This window comes from Roseovarius sp. Pro17, from assembly GCF_035599575.1.
GTDB lineage: Bacteria > Pseudomonadota > Alphaproteobacteria > Rhodobacterales > Rhodobacteraceae > Roseovarius.
This window is the reverse complement of record NZ_CP141179.1, coordinates 2,726,316-2,740,992: the sequence shown is the minus strand read 5'-3', so window position 1 is coordinate 2,740,992 and position 14,677 is coordinate 2,726,316. Positions and strand designations below refer to the sequence as shown.

The window sequence follows — 14,677 nt, the reverse complement described above, 5'->3', positions numbered from 1 at the left end:
CAAGAGCCATAGCCGTACTCTTCTTCAGACGTTGTCAGGACCCTTCAAGCAGGTTCACTTTGTTCCCCTCAGGATCAGTAAATGCGGACCAGCGCAGAGTGTCGAAACCTTCGACGTCCTGTGGGTCCGGCACGTCGACCCCGACCTTGCGTAGCCGGGCGATCTCTTTGTCCATGTCGTCGATGCGCAAAGACACGTCCGTGGGGCCGTTGTCCGGCGAGTCCAACACTTGGAACAGGACAGACGGTGTCAGATCCCACTCTTGGCAGCTTGGCATTGGTTTTCGGTCTGGAGCCCGCCCGATAAAAATTGTCCACCAAGCGGTCTGGGCATCAAAGTTGCGGGCGTTGATGCTGAGGAAGATATCTTGGATATTCATGGCCGTTCTCCTTGTTTGCGCTGATTCCACATCATTGTCAGCTTGCACGTTCATATTTCGCGGCATTCTCTGCAAAAGGCTTCATCTGACCAGCAAGGGCTTTCTGGAACGCTGGCCGCCCAGTGTGGCGATCGACATAAGCGCGCAGTGACGGACGGTCGGTCAACAAATCGTCCGGCACGTCAAGGAGCACCGTCGTCAGCAAGATATCGGCAACAGAGAAATTTCCAACGATGTGTGGTCCCTCTCCCAAAGTCGCGACAAGCCGTCCCAGCACGCCCGTAACCATCGCCGCGATTTTCGGCCGGAGGCGCGCGGCGGCGTCCTTGTCATTGACGAACAACTCCAGCGTCGCAAGCATGCCGACCGGCGGTTCCAGCGTGTTGAGAGCGGCAAACACCCACGACAGCACCCGGTCACGTGTCGCGGCATCGTCGGGCAACAGGGCAGTGCTTGTCTCGGCAATACGCCAGAGGATCGCGCCGCTTTCGACCATGATGCGACCATCAATATCGAGCGTGGGTATTTGTCCGAGGGGCTGCCGCTTCAGATGTGCAGGCGTCTTCTGCTTGCCTTGCGGTATCACCTCGACGTCGTAGGAAAACCCCGCCTCCCCCAACGCCCAGCGGACCCGCAGGTCGCGGACATAGCCCTGTGCAAAGCCGGGCACCCAGTCAAAGGCGGTGACGATGAGCTTGCTATCTTTCATCTTGATATTCTCGTTTTTGCGCGTCTATTCCCCCGATCTTCGTTCAGGATAGCTCTTTTACCACCCGGGTGAATCCTCACGTTTTTCCGTCCGCCGCCGCCTTGATTGCAGCCACGTCAATCTTCACCATTTGCCCCATCGCTTCCATGACGCGTTTCGCTTTGGCACGGTCCGGATCAGCCAGAAGCTGCGGCAGGATGCGCGGGGTGACCTGCCAGTGCAGGCCAAAGCGGTCCTTCACCCAGCCACACATGATCGGCTCACCGCCGTCTGACAGCGCGTCCCAGTAGCGGTCGACCTCGGCTTGATCGGCACAGTCGATAGAGAGCGAGATCGCATCGGTGAATGGGTGATCCGGTCCGCCATTCATGGCGATGAAGCTGCGGCCCGACAGCGTGAAGCCGACGGTGATCACGTCGCCTTCGTTGCCACCGGGATAGTTCATCGGGGAATCGGTCGTCTCATCGATGCGGCTGTCCGGAAACAGGCCTGTGTAGAACTTGCCCGCCTCTTCGGCATTGTCGTCGAACCAGAGAAATGTGCTGATTTTGTCCATGTGTATTACTCCTTGTTTGAAGTGGATAAATCATTGACGAAGGTGGCGACACGCGATGCGATCTCGCCCGCTGCGGCGTCAGAAACGATATGGCCGAGGCCGTCGACGATCTCGAGTTGCCCATTTGGAACGGCCTCCGCCGTGCTATCGGCATGGGAGTCAGGGAACAGTGGATCGTCGCTGCCGTGAATCACAAGCGCGGGCAATTCGACACTTGCGAGCCGATCCTGTCTGTCTCCGCTTGCGGTCGCTGCCGCGCCCTGACGAGCCGGTGCCAGCGGATCGCCTGCGGCCCCGTCGGCCTCAACCCGCGCCAATATTTCTGCGTCGGTCATCTTGAACGCATCGCCCTCAAATGCGCGGTAAAGCTGGGTGTATTGCTCAACGCGCCCCTCTGCGGTCGCGGCGGGCGGTGCGGTCATGGCCTCCATCGCCGGACCGAACGGCAAGTCGGGATCGCCAGTGCTCGAGGAGACCGAGATCAGCGAGAGCGTGCGGCCGGGATATTCGGTGGCGATGGTCTGGGCGATCATGCCCCCTAGGGACGCGCCCATGACATGCGCTTGCTCAATCCCAGCAGCGTCGAGGACAGCCATCGTGTCTCCCGCCATGTCGGACAGGGTATAGGCGACGGGCGGTGTTGTGCCGGTCATCAGTGACTCAACGATCACCTCATTCGATGGCGGCGCACCGGCATCGGTCAGCACCGTGCTTTGTCCTGCATCGCGATTGTCAAAACGCACGACGCGGAAACCTTGCGCGACCAGCGCTTCGGTGAGCGCATCACCACCGGGCCGGACGGCAGTGGCAAGCCCGTCGATAAAGACCAGTGGTGGGTCGGTCTGATCGCCAAAAACCTGAAATGAAATCTCTACGTCTCCGTTTGTCGCGATTTGAATGTCCTGACTGTGAACAGCGGTCGCGAGGCACATGAAGAATGCTACTGCCGCAACTCGGTACCGAGCAGTGTTCTGGTTTTGGTGCCAGATCATGCCGCACCCGCCTTGCGCTTGCCGGTGAACATCACCTTGGCGCCCTGCGGATCCGTGGCCTGAATAAGCCAGTCGCCCTTGTCACCCGGCAGGTCGATCGGACCATGGGTAACGGAGCCGCCGTCCGCCTCAACCGCGGCCTTGGCCGCGTCAATGTCGGGCACCGTGAACGCGAAGTTCCAGAACGGGTCCTTGCCCGCTTTCTGCGCATTCATCATCGCGCCGAACATCTCGACGTCGCCCTTGCCGAAGAACGTGTAGTCGCCCATCGGTCCCATCGGCATCACACCGGTCTTTTTCCAGCCAAAGAGCTTGCCGTAGAAGTCGAGCGCCGCCGTCTGGTCGTATGTGACCAGCTCGTTCCAGCTGCAAAGGCCAGCCTTTACGGGGTCGAAGGCCATGCTTTGACCATCGCTGTCGCCGCGCATCAGGTAAAACGTCGCCCCTTGCGGATCCTCGACGAAGGCAAAGCGCCCGACGCCAGGGATGTTCTGCGGCTCCATCTGGATCGTGCCACCAAGGTTCTTCACCTGTTCGGCCATGGCGTCCACATCGGACACGCCGAAATAGGCGTCCCAGGTCGCAGGCCGTCCCTTTGCATGATCCGGTGTGCGCATTACGCCGCCAACTCCTTTGCCGTCACTGGTGGCAAAGGCGCGATAGTCACGCTTTAGTCCGCCGGGCGGCTTCTGAAAGTTCCAGCCCATGACTTTTCCGTAAAAATCCTGCGCCGCGTCGGGCGCGTCGGTCATCAGTTCATACCAGATCGGGGTTCCGTCGCGATTGGTCATTGTCGTTCCTCCTGTTTGCCGTACCAGTCCATCTTCCTCCAGACGTCGCCGCGCTTAAGCTTGCCCTCCTCCTCTTCAATGTGCGCCGTCCGTGTCTCGGCTGTCTGCATCTTGTTGATTCATCCGATGTATCAATACTCGTCGTGCAGTTTCACCCAGCTCATGGTGCCGTTTTCATTGCGGCCTTTGGGGGTAAGGTCGAGCCAGTTGAACGCGCCGATCAGCAATTCGGGGCCGCGATGATAGGTCGAATAGGTGTGGTAGATCGTGCCGGACCCGTCTTTCGCGAAAATGCTGACACCGAACATGTCCGGAGAGTTTTGGATCTTCGCCTTGCCGTAATTGTAGCTGGCGCCACCGTCTGCGCGGTCTTCCTTCGAGAAAGATACGTTGAAGTCATAGTTGAAGTCGGTTTCGCCCGAAGAAACCCACGGAAAAGACCAGCCCATCCGGTCTTTTACCGCCTCGATCCGCAAAATCGGTGCGCGCGAAACCGCCGAGAAGGCAAGGTCCGCATGTTGGAAATGCTGCCGGGCTGCGTCGATATGATCAGAAATGAATGCGCAGCCATCGCAGATGTGGTCCGATCCCGGCGTCAGCATGAAGTGATAGATGGCGAGCTGACTCTGATCGCCAAACAGGTCGTCGAGCGTGCATTGTCCAGCCGGGCCTTCAAAGACATATGGTTTGTCGATCCTGACCCAGGGCAATTGCCGCCGTTGGGCGCGCAGCGCGTCGAGCTGATGAGTCATGTCGAGTTCCCTCGCGATGAGCGCCTTGCGGGCGGACAGCCATTCCGCGCGGGACACGACAGGCGGGTTCTCGGATTTTGCTTTGGTCTCAGCGGTCATTTCATTGTTCTCCTTCTCGGTATTGGCGACCTAAACTTTCGACCGACGTATGCGGATTGTCCAATTTCAGCCCTGTCGGCGGGTGGCTTATCCGCATTATCTAACCGGCGGTCAGAACCATGCGATTTCCTTCGCTGTCTCTGAATTCAGCGAAACGCTCATCCTAGTTCCACGGAGCTTTCTTCGGTTCCGCAATGATTTCAACATTGTTCGACTTGAGCGTTGCCACAGTCTCGTCGAGGTCGGTATCGACCAGAACCAGAACGGGTTTTTCGCCGTCACTGTCATGCTCCCCGCGCTTCTCGAACTGAAGGGTGGTTTGAGCATTCCCAACTTCAACTCAATCCATCGCCAGCCGTCGTCCTCATAGGCGGCGTCAGTCGCCACACTGCATGACAGGATTCTGGTGTAGAAATCGGCCGCGCGATCCTGGTCGACTACCGGCAGTTTGGCGAACTTTATATGCATGGCACTCTCCATATCTGCAATATTTACTCAGTCTTTTGTGGCCATCGACTTCTTCACCTCCGCCTCGTTCATCCACATCGCTTCCCAGATATGGCCGTCCGGATCCTCGTAGGAACGCCCATACATGAAGCCGTGATCCTGTTTAGGGATGGGATCGGCAACGCCGCCGGCCTTCACCGCTGCGTCCACTGCTTCATCGCAGGCCACTTGGCTGTCCATCGAAAGACAGAGCAGAACCTGCGCTGATTTCTTGGCATCGGGGATTTGCTTTGACGTGAAATCGCGCCAGCGGTCATGCGACAGGAGCATGGCGGTGACGGTGTCGCTGATCACCATGCTCGAGCACGTTTCGTCCGAGAAGGTGTCGTTCTTTGTCGCGCCTACCGCCTCGTAGAAGGTCGTGGAGGCCTGAACATCTGCAACCGGCAGGTTAATAAAGATCATCTGGGTCATGGGCGTTTCCTTTCGTGTGGTGGTCATGAACCGTCTGGCGTTGAGTCTCGGATACCGATTCATCCCGCGCCCCTAGGGGTTGCTATCGAGCAGCGAAGTGTTTTCGATTTCGCTGCCAAATCCGCGGCCGGGATCAAAATGCTGCTTTCAATTTTCTGCGATTCGATTGACAATTAGATTGATATCAACTTAAATATATTTGTGTCAAATCCAGATCCTAAGCACGCTACTTTCGGCATGACTCTGCGCGTCCGGGACAGCTGCCTGTGTCTCCACGCGCAACGCGCGGCCCGCGCCGTTGCCCGCAGGTTCGACGATGCGCTGCGTCCAGTGGGCTTGCGAAGCGGGCAATTCTCGATTTTGATATCGCTGAACAGGCCCGAGCCGCCGAAGGTCGGATCGGTTGCGGACCTGCTCGCGATGGACCGCACGACGCTGACGGCCAACCTCAAGCCTCTGGAGCGGCGCGGGTTGCTGACCGTCACCCCCGACGCCAAAGATCGTCGTGCCCGAAGGCTGACCTTGACCAAAGATGGGTTGTCATTGCTGGAAGAGGCTATTCCGATCTGGATCGCTACGCACGAAGAGATCGAACACAGACTCAACGGCGATGTCGATGTTCTTCGGGATGAACTGAACTCTCTGACAGCAGTTTCGGGCGTTGACTCCGAAAGCCGTTCGTGAAGACCGAGACGCTCTTGCGAACCTTTGGTTGGCGGGCATGATGCGAAAGATCAGAGCAATTCAAAGATCAGCACCGTCTGCATCAAACGACTTGCAAACGCATAACTCCACGGCTATGAATTATGTATAACCTTGGAGTTATGGCTTCTGATGCTGCAGTTACATGACGTCATCTTCAAATCACTCTCGGACCCGACACGCCGGGCGATCTTCGAACGGCTCTGTCGCGGCGGTGAACAGACTGTCGGCGATCTGACCGACCACGCCGGGGTGTCGCAACCGGCGGTGTCAAAACACCTCGTTATTCTGAAGCGGGCTGGCCTTGTCGCCGGGCGGCATGAAGGGCGTCAGACCCACTACACCGCCAAGAAAGAGGCTCTGACACCTTTGATCGACTGGACCAAACGCATGGGAGGGTTCTGGGACGAGAAGCTCGATGGCCTTGAGACCTTGCTAGGGAGGATGGATCAGTGACATCACCCGAGACACCCAAACGCACCGTCATCAAGGAACGTGACCTGCGCCATCCGTCTGAAAAGGTCTGGCGCGCGCTGACAGCGAGCCACCTTATCGAGGAGTGGCTGATGAAAACGGATTTTAAACCAGAGGTCGGACACGCGTTCGAGCTGGATGCAGAATGGGGGCGATCACCTGCATGGTTCTGGCTGTCGAACCGCAGAAGTCCTTGGTCTATTCGTGGCAGGCACACGGGCTGGAAAGCGTTGTGACCTGGACTCTGACACGGATCGCAAGCGGCACCCGGCTGAGGATGGAACAGACCGGTTTTGGCCCAGACCAAGAACAGGCCTATCGCGGTGCAATCTCCGGCTGGACGCGGTTCCTCAATAAGCTGGAACAGGTGGTTTCTGATCTTGACTGACACAAGCTTGAAGGGGTGCAGCTTATGAATATTATTCTCTGGATTCTTCAGGCGCTGTTGGCGCTGCATACCGCTATCGGTGCAGGCTGGAAGCTCCTCAATTCGGAACAATCCATCCCGACGCTGACTGCAATTCCGCATGGTGTCTGGATGGTTTTGATCCCGTTCGAGCTGATATGCGCCATGGGATTGGTTGTGCCTGCTATCGCGCCCTCTCTTGGCTGGCTGGTGCCGCTTGCGGCCATCGGAATCGCCATTGAAATGGTGGTGTTCTCTGGCGTCCATTTGCAGGCCGGGGCCGATCAGAATGGTCCGATGTTTTATTGGCTCTGCGTCGCTGCGATCTGCACGATCATTGCGGCCGGACGGTGGATGATTTCGCCTTTGTAAGGCGATCAGGGGGAAATACATGAGTAAAGACGACAATCCGAAGCTGCTCTCCGGCGGCAATCCACAGATCCCGAAAGGCTACGGAGGTGGGCCGGTTCGGGATTACATTGACGCTATGCCCGGTTGGAAAAAGACATCGGCCGCCGTCTTGACGATTTGATCGGCCAGGCTGTCCCCGACGTGACCAAGGCTGTCAAATGGAACTCACCCTTCTATGGAATGAAGAAGGACGTCTGGTTCCTAAGTTATCACTGTTTCACAAAATATGTGAAGGTCACGTTCTTCGACGGCACATCGCTTGACCCGGTCCCTCCGGAAAGCTCCAAGCAGGACAAGATCCGATACCTCAATATCCACGAGAGCGACAGACTTAACGAGGGCCAGTTCATCGACTGGGTCGAACAGGCAAGCAAATTGCCCGGCGAGAAGTTGTAGTCCGGGATAAGCGGGGCAAAAGAACGGGTCTTTACTTTGGGCCCATTTCTCCCGCAGACGGATCCGCATGGTTTAATAGTCCGACAGAATAGTCTCGCTGTGCGCGTGACACTCCCAGCCGTCTTTGCCCTTCAACCAGGTCGAGCTTTCGGCAGCTTTCATTTCTTGTGTCTTGCCGTCCATCGTCATCTTCTGTCGAACTGTATAGACGATGATCGCGACGTCTGCGGATGGGACGGTCACATTCACGTCGTCGAACGCATAGGACTCGATCGTCCAACTGCTTTCCTCCGTCATCTTGCCCATCTTGTCTTTTGGGATAATCATCACGCCCCTGGCTCCTGTCACCAAAGCCTGCTTTGCCGACAGCTCAGCAGTGCGTTTTCCGTCTTTCTGCTGAACCGCATCCCAATAAGATTTTTCGAGAGCAATTATGTCGTCTCTGGTGGGTTTGTTATGCGCAGACATTGCCGACCTCCTAAAATTGGACTGTTACACAATAAAACTCTCTTTCCAGTTTAAGGTTCCCCTGGTGGCGTATGATCGTCAAGAGGCTGCACAACCAGCTTGATTGACCTGCTGCCGGTCTCGCCCTTCACATGGTTTCCCGAAGCCGCGCCGGACCACCCTGCGATCAAGGCATGGATCGAGCGGTGAGAGGTACAGCCATCGGCGAAGCGACTGGCAGAATTTGACGCCAAATATCTAACGCAGAAAAGCCCGACCTGACTGGGGCTGATGCGCGGAGACAATCATTTCGCCGCCATGTATCAGATTTCTGTTGGTCGCCCCTCGAAGACGGCCAGTTGTGCGGCGAACGCGCGCTTGAAGGCGGGGCGTGCTTCGCCTCTAGCGACATAGGCCAGCAGGTTGGGATAGCCGGTCAAAAGCGGTGTCCCGTTCAATCTTCGCAGCACCCCGACCATGACCAGATCACCGGCACTGAATGCGCCGTCGAGCCAGTCGGCATTGCCCAGACGGTCAGACAGTTGGTCCAGTCGGTGTTCAATACGTTGCTCCATCATAGGCAGGCGCTTTTCATGCCAACTTTGATTGCGCTCAAGAAATTCGGCGGTTTCACGTTCAAGGATCGGCGGCTCCACGGTCGTTTGTGCCGCAAAGACCCATGCAGTTGCGCGCGCGCGCACATTTATCCCATCTGGCCACAGACCTGCATAGTGGTCGGCAATGTGAAGCACGATTGCGCCAGATTCGAAGAGGACAAGCCCGTCTTCCTCATAGGTCGGTATTTGCCCGAATGGTTGACGGGCAATATGGGATTCTGCCTTCATCTGCTCAAACGAGACAAGCCGGACATCGTAAGGCTGGCCGACTTCTTCAAGCGCCCAGCGGACACGCATGTCGCGCGCCTGCCCTCGACCGCGATCCGGCGATGACTCAAAGGCTGTAATCGTGATGGTCATCACAAAATCCCCTCAGTACTACCAACAACAAAACTTGACGGATGGCGATGGCAGAACTCAGATCGACACGCGCTCCGTCATCCGGCAGAGCGGTTTCAATTCCGGAGGCGGTCTTACGCGTCCAGAGCAAACGAGCCGATCTTGACGTCACCAGCGGCGCGGTAACGGGCCATGGTCACGCCGGATGTCGACGTCTTCACATCGTCCAGTTCCATCCCGAGCGGCACCGCGCCATCGCCGAACAGCCGTTTGCCAGAGCCGAGAACCACCGGAAATGTCCAGAGGAACAGCCCATCCGCCAATTGGTTTTTAAGCAGGGCCTGAATGAGCTGGCTGCTGCCCTGCACGCTAAGCGGCAAGCCCTCGCTCTTCTTCAGATCTGCAATACGCTTGGCCACATCGCCGGTAATCGCCTGACTGTTTTCCCAATCTAGCGTGTCGGGCGCTGACGTTGCGACATACTTCGTCGCTTTGTTAAACTTCTGCGTGACGGGATTGTCATCGCCTGCATTTGGCCAGTGCGCCGCGAAGATGTCGTAGGTCTTGCGCCCCAGCAGCAGGTCGTAGTCTTCGGTCATCGCCTGCGACATGACCTCACCCATCATCTCGTCCCAGTAGGGTTGCGACCAACCGCCGAGAGTAAATCCGCCGGATGGGTCTTCTTTCGGTCCACCGGGGGCTTGCATGACGCCGTCGAGGCTCATGAATGTCTGAATTTTGATCTGCCGCATATCGTTTGTCTCCCGGTCGGTCGTGTTTCATACGATTGACACTATACCGACCGTTTGGTATGTAGGTCAACCATGCCAAGACCGACCAAACAATACCCCGAACGCGGAAACGCCCGGACGCGGCTTCTGGAAGCCGCCCGTGACATCATCCGCCAGAAGGGCTTCGCCGCGACATCCGTCGACGATCTCTGCCAATCGGCGGGGGTGACGAAGGGTGCGTTTTTTCATCACTTCAAGACCAAGGATGCACTTGGCGTCGCGGCAGCGAACTATTGGGCCGAGACGACCAGCGCGTTGTTTGCCGGTGCGCCGTATCACGAGCCGGATGATCCGCTGGACCGCATTCTGGCCTATCTGGAATTTCGCAAGGCGATCATCGGTGGCGAGACCTTTGAGTATACCTGCCTGGTCGGGACCATGACGCAAGAGGTCCACGACTCGACCCCCGCGATCCGGGATGCTTGTGCCGACAGCATCTTCGGTCATTCCGCTACGCTTGAGGCAGATATAGAAGCGGCCAGAGCGCAGCGCGGGATTAGTGCGGACTGGACGGCCGAAAGCCTCGCTCGCCACACGCAGGCGGTCCTGCAGGGCGGGTTCATCCTGGCCAAGGCCACCGGCGACGCTGACCTCGCCCGCGAAAGCGTCGATCATCTGATCCGCTATGTCCGCCAGCTTTTCGGCATCGAATCCGCGGCGCCAAATCCGACACCAAGGGAGAATTGAAAAATGGAACATGCAGCCAAGGTGCGAACCTGCCTCTGGTTTGAAAAGGGCGGCTTAGATGCGGCCAAAGAATACGTTTCTCTTGTACCGGACAGCCGGATCGAGGCCGTGCGCGACAGCGGCCAGCCCGATGATCCGATGATTGTCGAGTTCACTCTGGCCGGTGCGCCAATGATGATCCTGACAGCAGGCCCGCATTACGAGTTAACGCCAGCCGCGTCGATCAGTGTCCTGACCGAGGATCAGGAAGAAACCGACCGGCTCTGGGAGGCGCTGACTGAGAAAGGCGGCGTGGCCGGGCGCTGCGGCTGGCTGGTGGATCGCTTCGGCGTGTCCTGGCAGATAGTGCCCAAAAGGCTGCCAAACCTACTGGCCGATGAGGATGCAGGTGTGGTGCAACGTGTGAGCGAGGCTATGATGCAGATGGATAAGATCGATATCGCTGCCTTGAATACCGCCGCTGAAAAGGAGGCAGGGCATGGCTGATACAACCGAGATCGCATGTTCCTGTGGGCAAACCCGGCTCGGAGTGGCGGGAGCGGCCATCGCCAGCGTCGAATGTTGTTGTTCCTCCTGTCGCGAGGCTGCCGCGCGGATGCAAAAGCTCGATGGTGCGCCACCTGTCCTGACGGAGTACGGCGCGACCCCTTTCGTGATGTATCGCAAGGATCGAGTGACGTTTCTCGCGGGCGAGGATCGGCTTAAATCGTTCCGCCTGTCATCCGACGCCTCGACCGAGCGGGTCATCGCCACCTGCTGCAACATGCCGGTCTATCTGGCGTTCAAGGGCGGCCACTGGCTGAGCCTCTACGGCTCGCTCTGGCCGGAGGACACATTGCCGCACCCGAGATGCGAACCATGACATCTGACCTGCCCCCGGGCGCGTCCCTGCCAAGTGATATCCCCAACGCGAAGAAACAGAGCCTGGGATTTTTCGCAAAGCTCTTCGGCGCATGGGTCGCCATGGGGTTTCGCAATCCCAAGACACCTGCAATTGGAGAGACCAATGTTTGATACCGACGAGAAGATCGAGAGCGAGAGCAATACGTCTCCCGGTCGGACCGAGCGGATGAGTCGCGCAAAATACATTACAATGCGCGACGCCTTCCTGCCGACACTCAGCACTGGGCTGAAAAGCCCTGTCGTCTTCGAATGGAAGGTGGCTTAAACGAGAGCCTGGAGCGGCATCAAACCGCGACAGGTCCAATCAGCTTGTAGAACATACATCCGACCAGGCCGTCAGATTTCGTCGATCTCAAACACCCACTCTTCGGATGCGATCCGGTTCTCGATCAGCCGTTTGATCCCCTCGTCGATATCGCCCGGGTCAAAAATACCACAGCGCGCCAGCGCGCGGCGATGGTCGATCTGCTCGCCTAGGTACTCCAGTACCACGGCAGACGCCGCAGGCTTGCGCCCGCGCCGCATTGATGCGCCGGTCTGCACGCCGCGCAGGTGGCCAGGACGGGGCGAATAGGACGGATAAAGCATCAGCTGCGTAATCGAGCCGGCATTCAGCACGTCGTATTCCACGATATGGATGCGGTGCCCGAGGTGAAAGGCCAGCCCTTCGTATTTCCCCACGAAGCGCTCCATCGTCAGATCATAATTGCTGCGTCGCTCGACATTCTTCCACAGGTGCCGCCCGTCCCGTTCCGAGATGACGGCCAGAGAACGGGTGATGCGGCCGGGATAACCGAAGGTGTAGAAATACCGGAAATACCAGCCGCTGTAGCGGACAAGCTCAACCGACAGGCGGTGCAGCTTTTCGATCGCGTGCAGATGCTGGGGCAACCCGCCGCTGCGGGGCGAGGATGAGCGCAGCGAAATCAGGCTGGCGAAGCGCGCAGGCTCCAGCAGGATCTCGGATTCGGTCACGCCGAAGAAATCGCTGATTCGCCGCATGTTGTGACGCGAGGGGCGCACCGTTCCGGCAAGGTACTTGTTGAACTGTTGGCGGTTGATCCCGATGCGGCGGCACACCTCGGAGATCGAGGGCAACAGGCTGCACGCATAGGCAAGGTTTGTGCCGAAAGGATCATCACTCATGTCGCCTATCGCATACTGACGCACAAAAAGTGTCAAGTGCCACGTATCTGCGAAATTGCCGGATAGGCTGCGGTGGCGTTTACTGGTGTACGAACTCTTCCAGTTGAGGCGAATTGTCCATGCAGATTGTCACCGATCATCCCCGCCCGGTCCGCGAGATCGAACATACAGAAATCGCAATGCCCGACGGCACTAAGCTGGCCGCGCGCATTTGGCTGCCCGAGGATGCCGGGGATGCGCCCGTGCCTGCGATCTTTGAGTATCTGCCCTATCGCAAGAATGATCGCACGTTAGCCCGTGACATTGCCCGCGCCCCCTATATCGCCGGGCACGGCTACGCCTATGTGCGCGTCGACATTCGCGGCTGCGGCGAATCGGAAGGCGTTATGACCGATGAATATACCGCCGAGGAATTGCAGGATGGCTGCGAGGTGATCGCCTGGCTGGCGGCGCAGGACTGGTGCGATGGCGGCGTCGGGATCGTCGGCATTTCCTGGGGCGGCTTCAACGGGTTGCAGATCGCAGCGCTGCAGCCGCCGGCGCTCAAGGCCATCGTGACGCTCTGTTCGACCGATGACCGTTATGCGGATGATATCCATTACATGGGTGGCACCATGCTGTGCGAACAGATTTCGTGGGCCGCAACGATGTTTGGCATCAACACACTGCCCCCCGATCCGCGCCATGTGGGCGACCGCTGGCGCGGCATGTGGATGGATCGGCTAAAGGGTAGCGGCCTCTGGCTGAAGACTTGGCTTGAGCATCAGACGCGCGATGCGTTCTGGAAGCATGGCTCGATCTGCGAGAGTTATTCCGCAGTGAAGGTGCCGGTCTATGCGGCGTCCGGCTGGGCGGACGGCTATCCGCGCACGGTGTTTCGCCTGATGGAAAACCTCGACGTGCCGCGCAAGGGGCTGGTCGGCCCCTGGGCGCACAAATACCCGCATCTGGGTGCGCCCGGTCCGGCCATCGATTGGCTGACCGAGGAACTGCGCTGGTGGGATTACTGGCTGAAGGGCCGCGAGACCGGCATCATGGACGAGCCGCAATTGCGTCTATTCATGCAGGACCACGCCGCGCCGCAGAGCAGCTACGAGACGCGCGAGGGCCGCTGGGTGTCCGAGCCATCGTGGCCGTCGCCCAATGTCAACCGCGTCGACTGGGCAATGGACGCGGCTGGCACGCTGGCACGCGGCGGCAAAGGGCAGGGCGTGGCCGAGGTTTCGACCCCTGCCACGGTCGGGTTGCAGGCGGGCAAGTGGTGTTCCTACGCCAATCCGGGCGATCAGCCGGGCGATCAGGGGACGGATGATGCGGCGAGTGTGACCTTTGAAACCGCGCCGCTGGATGCGGATTTCGAGATCGCCGGTGACGGCACGCTCGACATCACCTTTACCTGCGACCAGCCCGTCGCGCTGATTGCCGCGCGGCTGGTCGATGTCGCACCGGATGGTAGCGCGACCCGGATGACTTATGGTATGCTGAATCTCACACATCGAGGCAGCCATGAGATGCCGGAGCCGATAGAGCCGGGGCGCACCCATACCACCCGTGTACCGCTGAAACACGTCGCGCAAACACTTCGCAAGGGGCACAAGCTGCGCCTGTCGCTGTCCAACACGTACTTTCCCATGGCGTGGCCCGCACCAGAGGCAGCCGTTCTCAGTCTTGATCTGGCAAATTGCACTCTGACCCTGCCGGAACGGGCCGGACCGGACGGGGCCTTGCACGATCTGGGCACGCCCAAGGTCGCACCGCTGCTAGAACCTGAGATCCTCTCCCAGGGCGACTTTGACTGGCAGATCGAGCGCACGGGCGAGGGTGGTGCGCGTGTCACGATTACCGACGACGAGGGCACGATCCGTATCCGCGAGAACGATCTGACGATTACTTCCGAAGGGGTTGAGACTTACACTGTGGAAAGCGCCACAGATCATGCCCCAAAGGCGCGGATCACATGGTTCCACGCGATGAGCCGGGGCGACTGGGCGGTGCGCTCGGAAACCGAGACGGACGTGACCAGCACCAAGGATACTTGGGAAATTCATGCCCGCCTGCGCGCATGGGAGGGCGATACGCTGGCCTATGAAGAAGAGTGGGACGAAACAATTGTGCGCAATCACGTCTAGGCGCACACTCATATGAAAAACGACGGGCGC

21 protein-coding genes and 1 pseudogene are annotated in these 14,677 nt (G+C 58.6%); 11 read left to right on the top strand and 11 right to left on the bottom strand.

The annotated features are described in order from the left end of the window. Positions 1 to 34: 34 nt before the first annotated feature. The 7 genes from U3654_RS13315 to U3654_RS13285 all read right to left on the bottom strand — a co-directional run bounded on the left by U3654_RS13315 (position 35) and on the right by U3654_RS13285 (position 5,199). Positions 35 to 379, bottom strand: a complete 345-nt coding sequence (locus tag U3654_RS13315; protein ID WP_324752033.1) for a VOC family protein — start codon at positions 377 to 379, stop codon at positions 35 to 37. A gap of 37 nt (positions 380 to 416) precedes the next feature. Beyond that, positions 417 to 1,088: a glutathione S-transferase family protein gene (locus U3654_RS13310; protein WP_324752032.1), complete on the bottom strand. Its 672-nt coding sequence runs from the start codon at positions 1,086 to 1,088 to the stop codon at positions 417 to 419. Between the two features lie 76 nt (positions 1,089 to 1,164). After that, a complete protein-coding gene (locus U3654_RS13305; RefSeq protein WP_324752031.1) occupies positions 1,165 to 1,644 on the bottom strand; it encodes a VOC family protein in 480 nt (159 codons plus the stop codon). Between the two features lie 5 nt (positions 1,645 to 1,649). After that, positions 1,650 to 2,576 carry an alpha/beta hydrolase gene (locus U3654_RS13300; protein WP_324752030.1) on the bottom strand — a complete coding sequence of 309 codons (927 nt, stop codon included), beginning with the start codon at positions 2,574 to 2,576 and terminating at the stop codon, positions 1,650 to 1,652. 56 nt (positions 2,577 to 2,632) lie between these two features. Further along, positions 2,633 to 3,427 carry a VOC family protein gene (locus tag U3654_RS13295; RefSeq protein ID WP_324752029.1) on the bottom strand — a complete coding sequence of 265 codons (795 nt, stop codon included), beginning with the start codon at positions 3,425 to 3,427 and terminating at the stop codon, positions 2,633 to 2,635. 131 nt (positions 3,428 to 3,558) lie between these two features. Next, positions 3,559 to 4,278, bottom strand: a complete 720-nt coding sequence (locus U3654_RS13290; RefSeq protein WP_324752028.1) for a thioredoxin family protein — start codon at positions 4,276 to 4,278, stop codon at positions 3,559 to 3,561. Positions 4,279 to 4,773: 495 nt separating this feature from the next. Beyond that, positions 4,774 to 5,199, bottom strand: a complete 426-nt coding sequence (locus U3654_RS13285) for a VOC family protein (RefSeq protein WP_324752027.1) — start codon at positions 5,197 to 5,199, stop codon at positions 4,774 to 4,776. A gap of 237 nt (positions 5,200 to 5,436) precedes the next feature. Between U3654_RS13285 and U3654_RS13280 the strand changes: the two genes are divergently transcribed. From U3654_RS13280 to U3654_RS13255, 6 genes and pseudogenes are all read left to right on the top strand, one after another. After that, on the top strand, positions 5,437 to 5,883 hold the full coding sequence (locus U3654_RS13280) for a MarR family winged helix-turn-helix transcriptional regulator (protein WP_324752026.1): 447 nt from the start codon (positions 5,437 to 5,439) through the stop codon (positions 5,881 to 5,883). 150 nt (positions 5,884 to 6,033) lie between these two features. After that, the gene (locus U3654_RS13275; RefSeq protein WP_324752025.1) at positions 6,034 to 6,357 is read left to right on the top strand and encodes a metalloregulator ArsR/SmtB family transcription factor; all 324 of its coding nucleotides are present in this window, start codon (positions 6,034 to 6,036) and stop codon (positions 6,355 to 6,357) included. 110 nt (positions 6,358 to 6,467) lie between these two features. Beyond that, positions 6,468 to 6,763 (top strand): annotated as a pseudogene (locus U3654_RS13270) (SRPBCC family protein). Positions 6,764 to 6,787: 24 nt separating this feature from the next. Next, complete coding sequence (locus U3654_RS13265; protein ID WP_324752024.1) at positions 6,788 to 7,153, top strand: DoxX family protein; 366 nt, start codon at positions 6,788 to 6,790, stop codon at positions 7,151 to 7,153. A gap of 19 nt (positions 7,154 to 7,172) precedes the next feature. Beyond that, the gene (locus tag U3654_RS13260) at positions 7,173 to 7,313 is read left to right on the top strand and encodes a hypothetical protein (protein ID WP_324752023.1); all 141 of its coding nucleotides are present in this window, start codon (positions 7,173 to 7,175) and stop codon (positions 7,311 to 7,313) included. 20 nt (positions 7,314 to 7,333) lie between these two features. Further along, positions 7,334 to 7,588, top strand: coding sequence for a DUF1801 domain-containing protein (locus U3654_RS13255; RefSeq protein WP_324752022.1), 255 nt, complete (start codon positions 7,334 to 7,336; stop codon positions 7,586 to 7,588). Between the two features lie 72 nt (positions 7,589 to 7,660). Here the strand turns inward: U3654_RS13255 and U3654_RS13250 are convergent, their stop codons facing one another. The 3 genes from U3654_RS13250 to U3654_RS13240 all read right to left on the bottom strand — a co-directional run bounded on the left by U3654_RS13250 (position 7,661) and on the right by U3654_RS13240 (position 9,743). Further along, positions 7,661 to 8,056 carry a nuclear transport factor 2 family protein gene (locus tag U3654_RS13250; RefSeq protein ID WP_324752021.1) on the bottom strand — a complete coding sequence of 132 codons (396 nt, stop codon included), beginning with the start codon at positions 8,054 to 8,056 and terminating at the stop codon, positions 7,661 to 7,663. A gap of 302 nt (positions 8,057 to 8,358) precedes the next feature. Then, on the bottom strand, positions 8,359 to 9,012 hold the full coding sequence (locus tag U3654_RS13245; RefSeq protein WP_324752020.1) for a glutathione S-transferase family protein: 654 nt from the start codon (positions 9,010 to 9,012) through the stop codon (positions 8,359 to 8,361). A 113-nt stretch (positions 9,013 to 9,125) separates the two neighbouring features. Further along, the gene (locus U3654_RS13240; RefSeq protein ID WP_324752019.1) at positions 9,126 to 9,743 is read right to left on the bottom strand and encodes a dihydrofolate reductase family protein; all 618 of its coding nucleotides are present in this window, start codon (positions 9,741 to 9,743) and stop codon (positions 9,126 to 9,128) included. A 72-nt stretch (positions 9,744 to 9,815) separates the two neighbouring features. Between U3654_RS13240 and U3654_RS13235 the strand changes: the two genes are divergently transcribed. The 4 genes from U3654_RS13235 to U3654_RS13220 all read left to right on the top strand — a co-directional run bounded on the left by U3654_RS13235 (position 9,816) and on the right by U3654_RS13220 (position 11,637). Continuing rightward, positions 9,816 to 10,469 (top strand): TetR/AcrR family transcriptional regulator, encoded by a 654-nt coding sequence (locus U3654_RS13235; protein ID WP_324752018.1) that lies wholly within the window; start codon positions 9,816 to 9,818, stop codon positions 10,467 to 10,469. Between the two features lie 3 nt (positions 10,470 to 10,472). After that, on the top strand, positions 10,473 to 10,955 hold the full coding sequence (locus U3654_RS13230; RefSeq protein ID WP_324752017.1) for a VOC family protein: 483 nt from the start codon (positions 10,473 to 10,475) through the stop codon (positions 10,953 to 10,955). Further along, positions 10,948 to 11,331 carry a hypothetical protein gene (locus U3654_RS13225; protein WP_324752016.1) on the top strand — a complete coding sequence of 128 codons (384 nt, stop codon included), beginning with the start codon at positions 10,948 to 10,950 and terminating at the stop codon, positions 11,329 to 11,331. The genes U3654_RS13230 and U3654_RS13225 overlap by 8 nt, the downstream gene beginning before the upstream one ends. A gap of 144 nt (positions 11,332 to 11,475) precedes the next feature. Then, complete coding sequence (locus tag U3654_RS13220) at positions 11,476 to 11,637, top strand: hypothetical protein (RefSeq protein WP_324752015.1); 162 nt, start codon at positions 11,476 to 11,478, stop codon at positions 11,635 to 11,637. A gap of 71 nt (positions 11,638 to 11,708) precedes the next feature. Here U3654_RS13220 and U3654_RS13215 read toward each other — a convergent pair whose 3' ends face one another. Continuing rightward, complete coding sequence (locus tag U3654_RS13215; RefSeq protein WP_324752014.1) at positions 11,709 to 12,518, bottom strand: helix-turn-helix transcriptional regulator; 810 nt, start codon at positions 12,516 to 12,518, stop codon at positions 11,709 to 11,711. Positions 12,519 to 12,637: 119 nt separating this feature from the next. Between U3654_RS13215 and U3654_RS13210 the strand changes: the two genes are divergently transcribed. Further along, a complete protein-coding gene (locus U3654_RS13210; RefSeq protein ID WP_324752013.1) occupies positions 12,638 to 14,647 on the top strand; it encodes a CocE/NonD family hydrolase in 2,010 nt (669 codons plus the stop codon). Positions 14,648 to 14,677 lie beyond the last annotated feature (30 nt).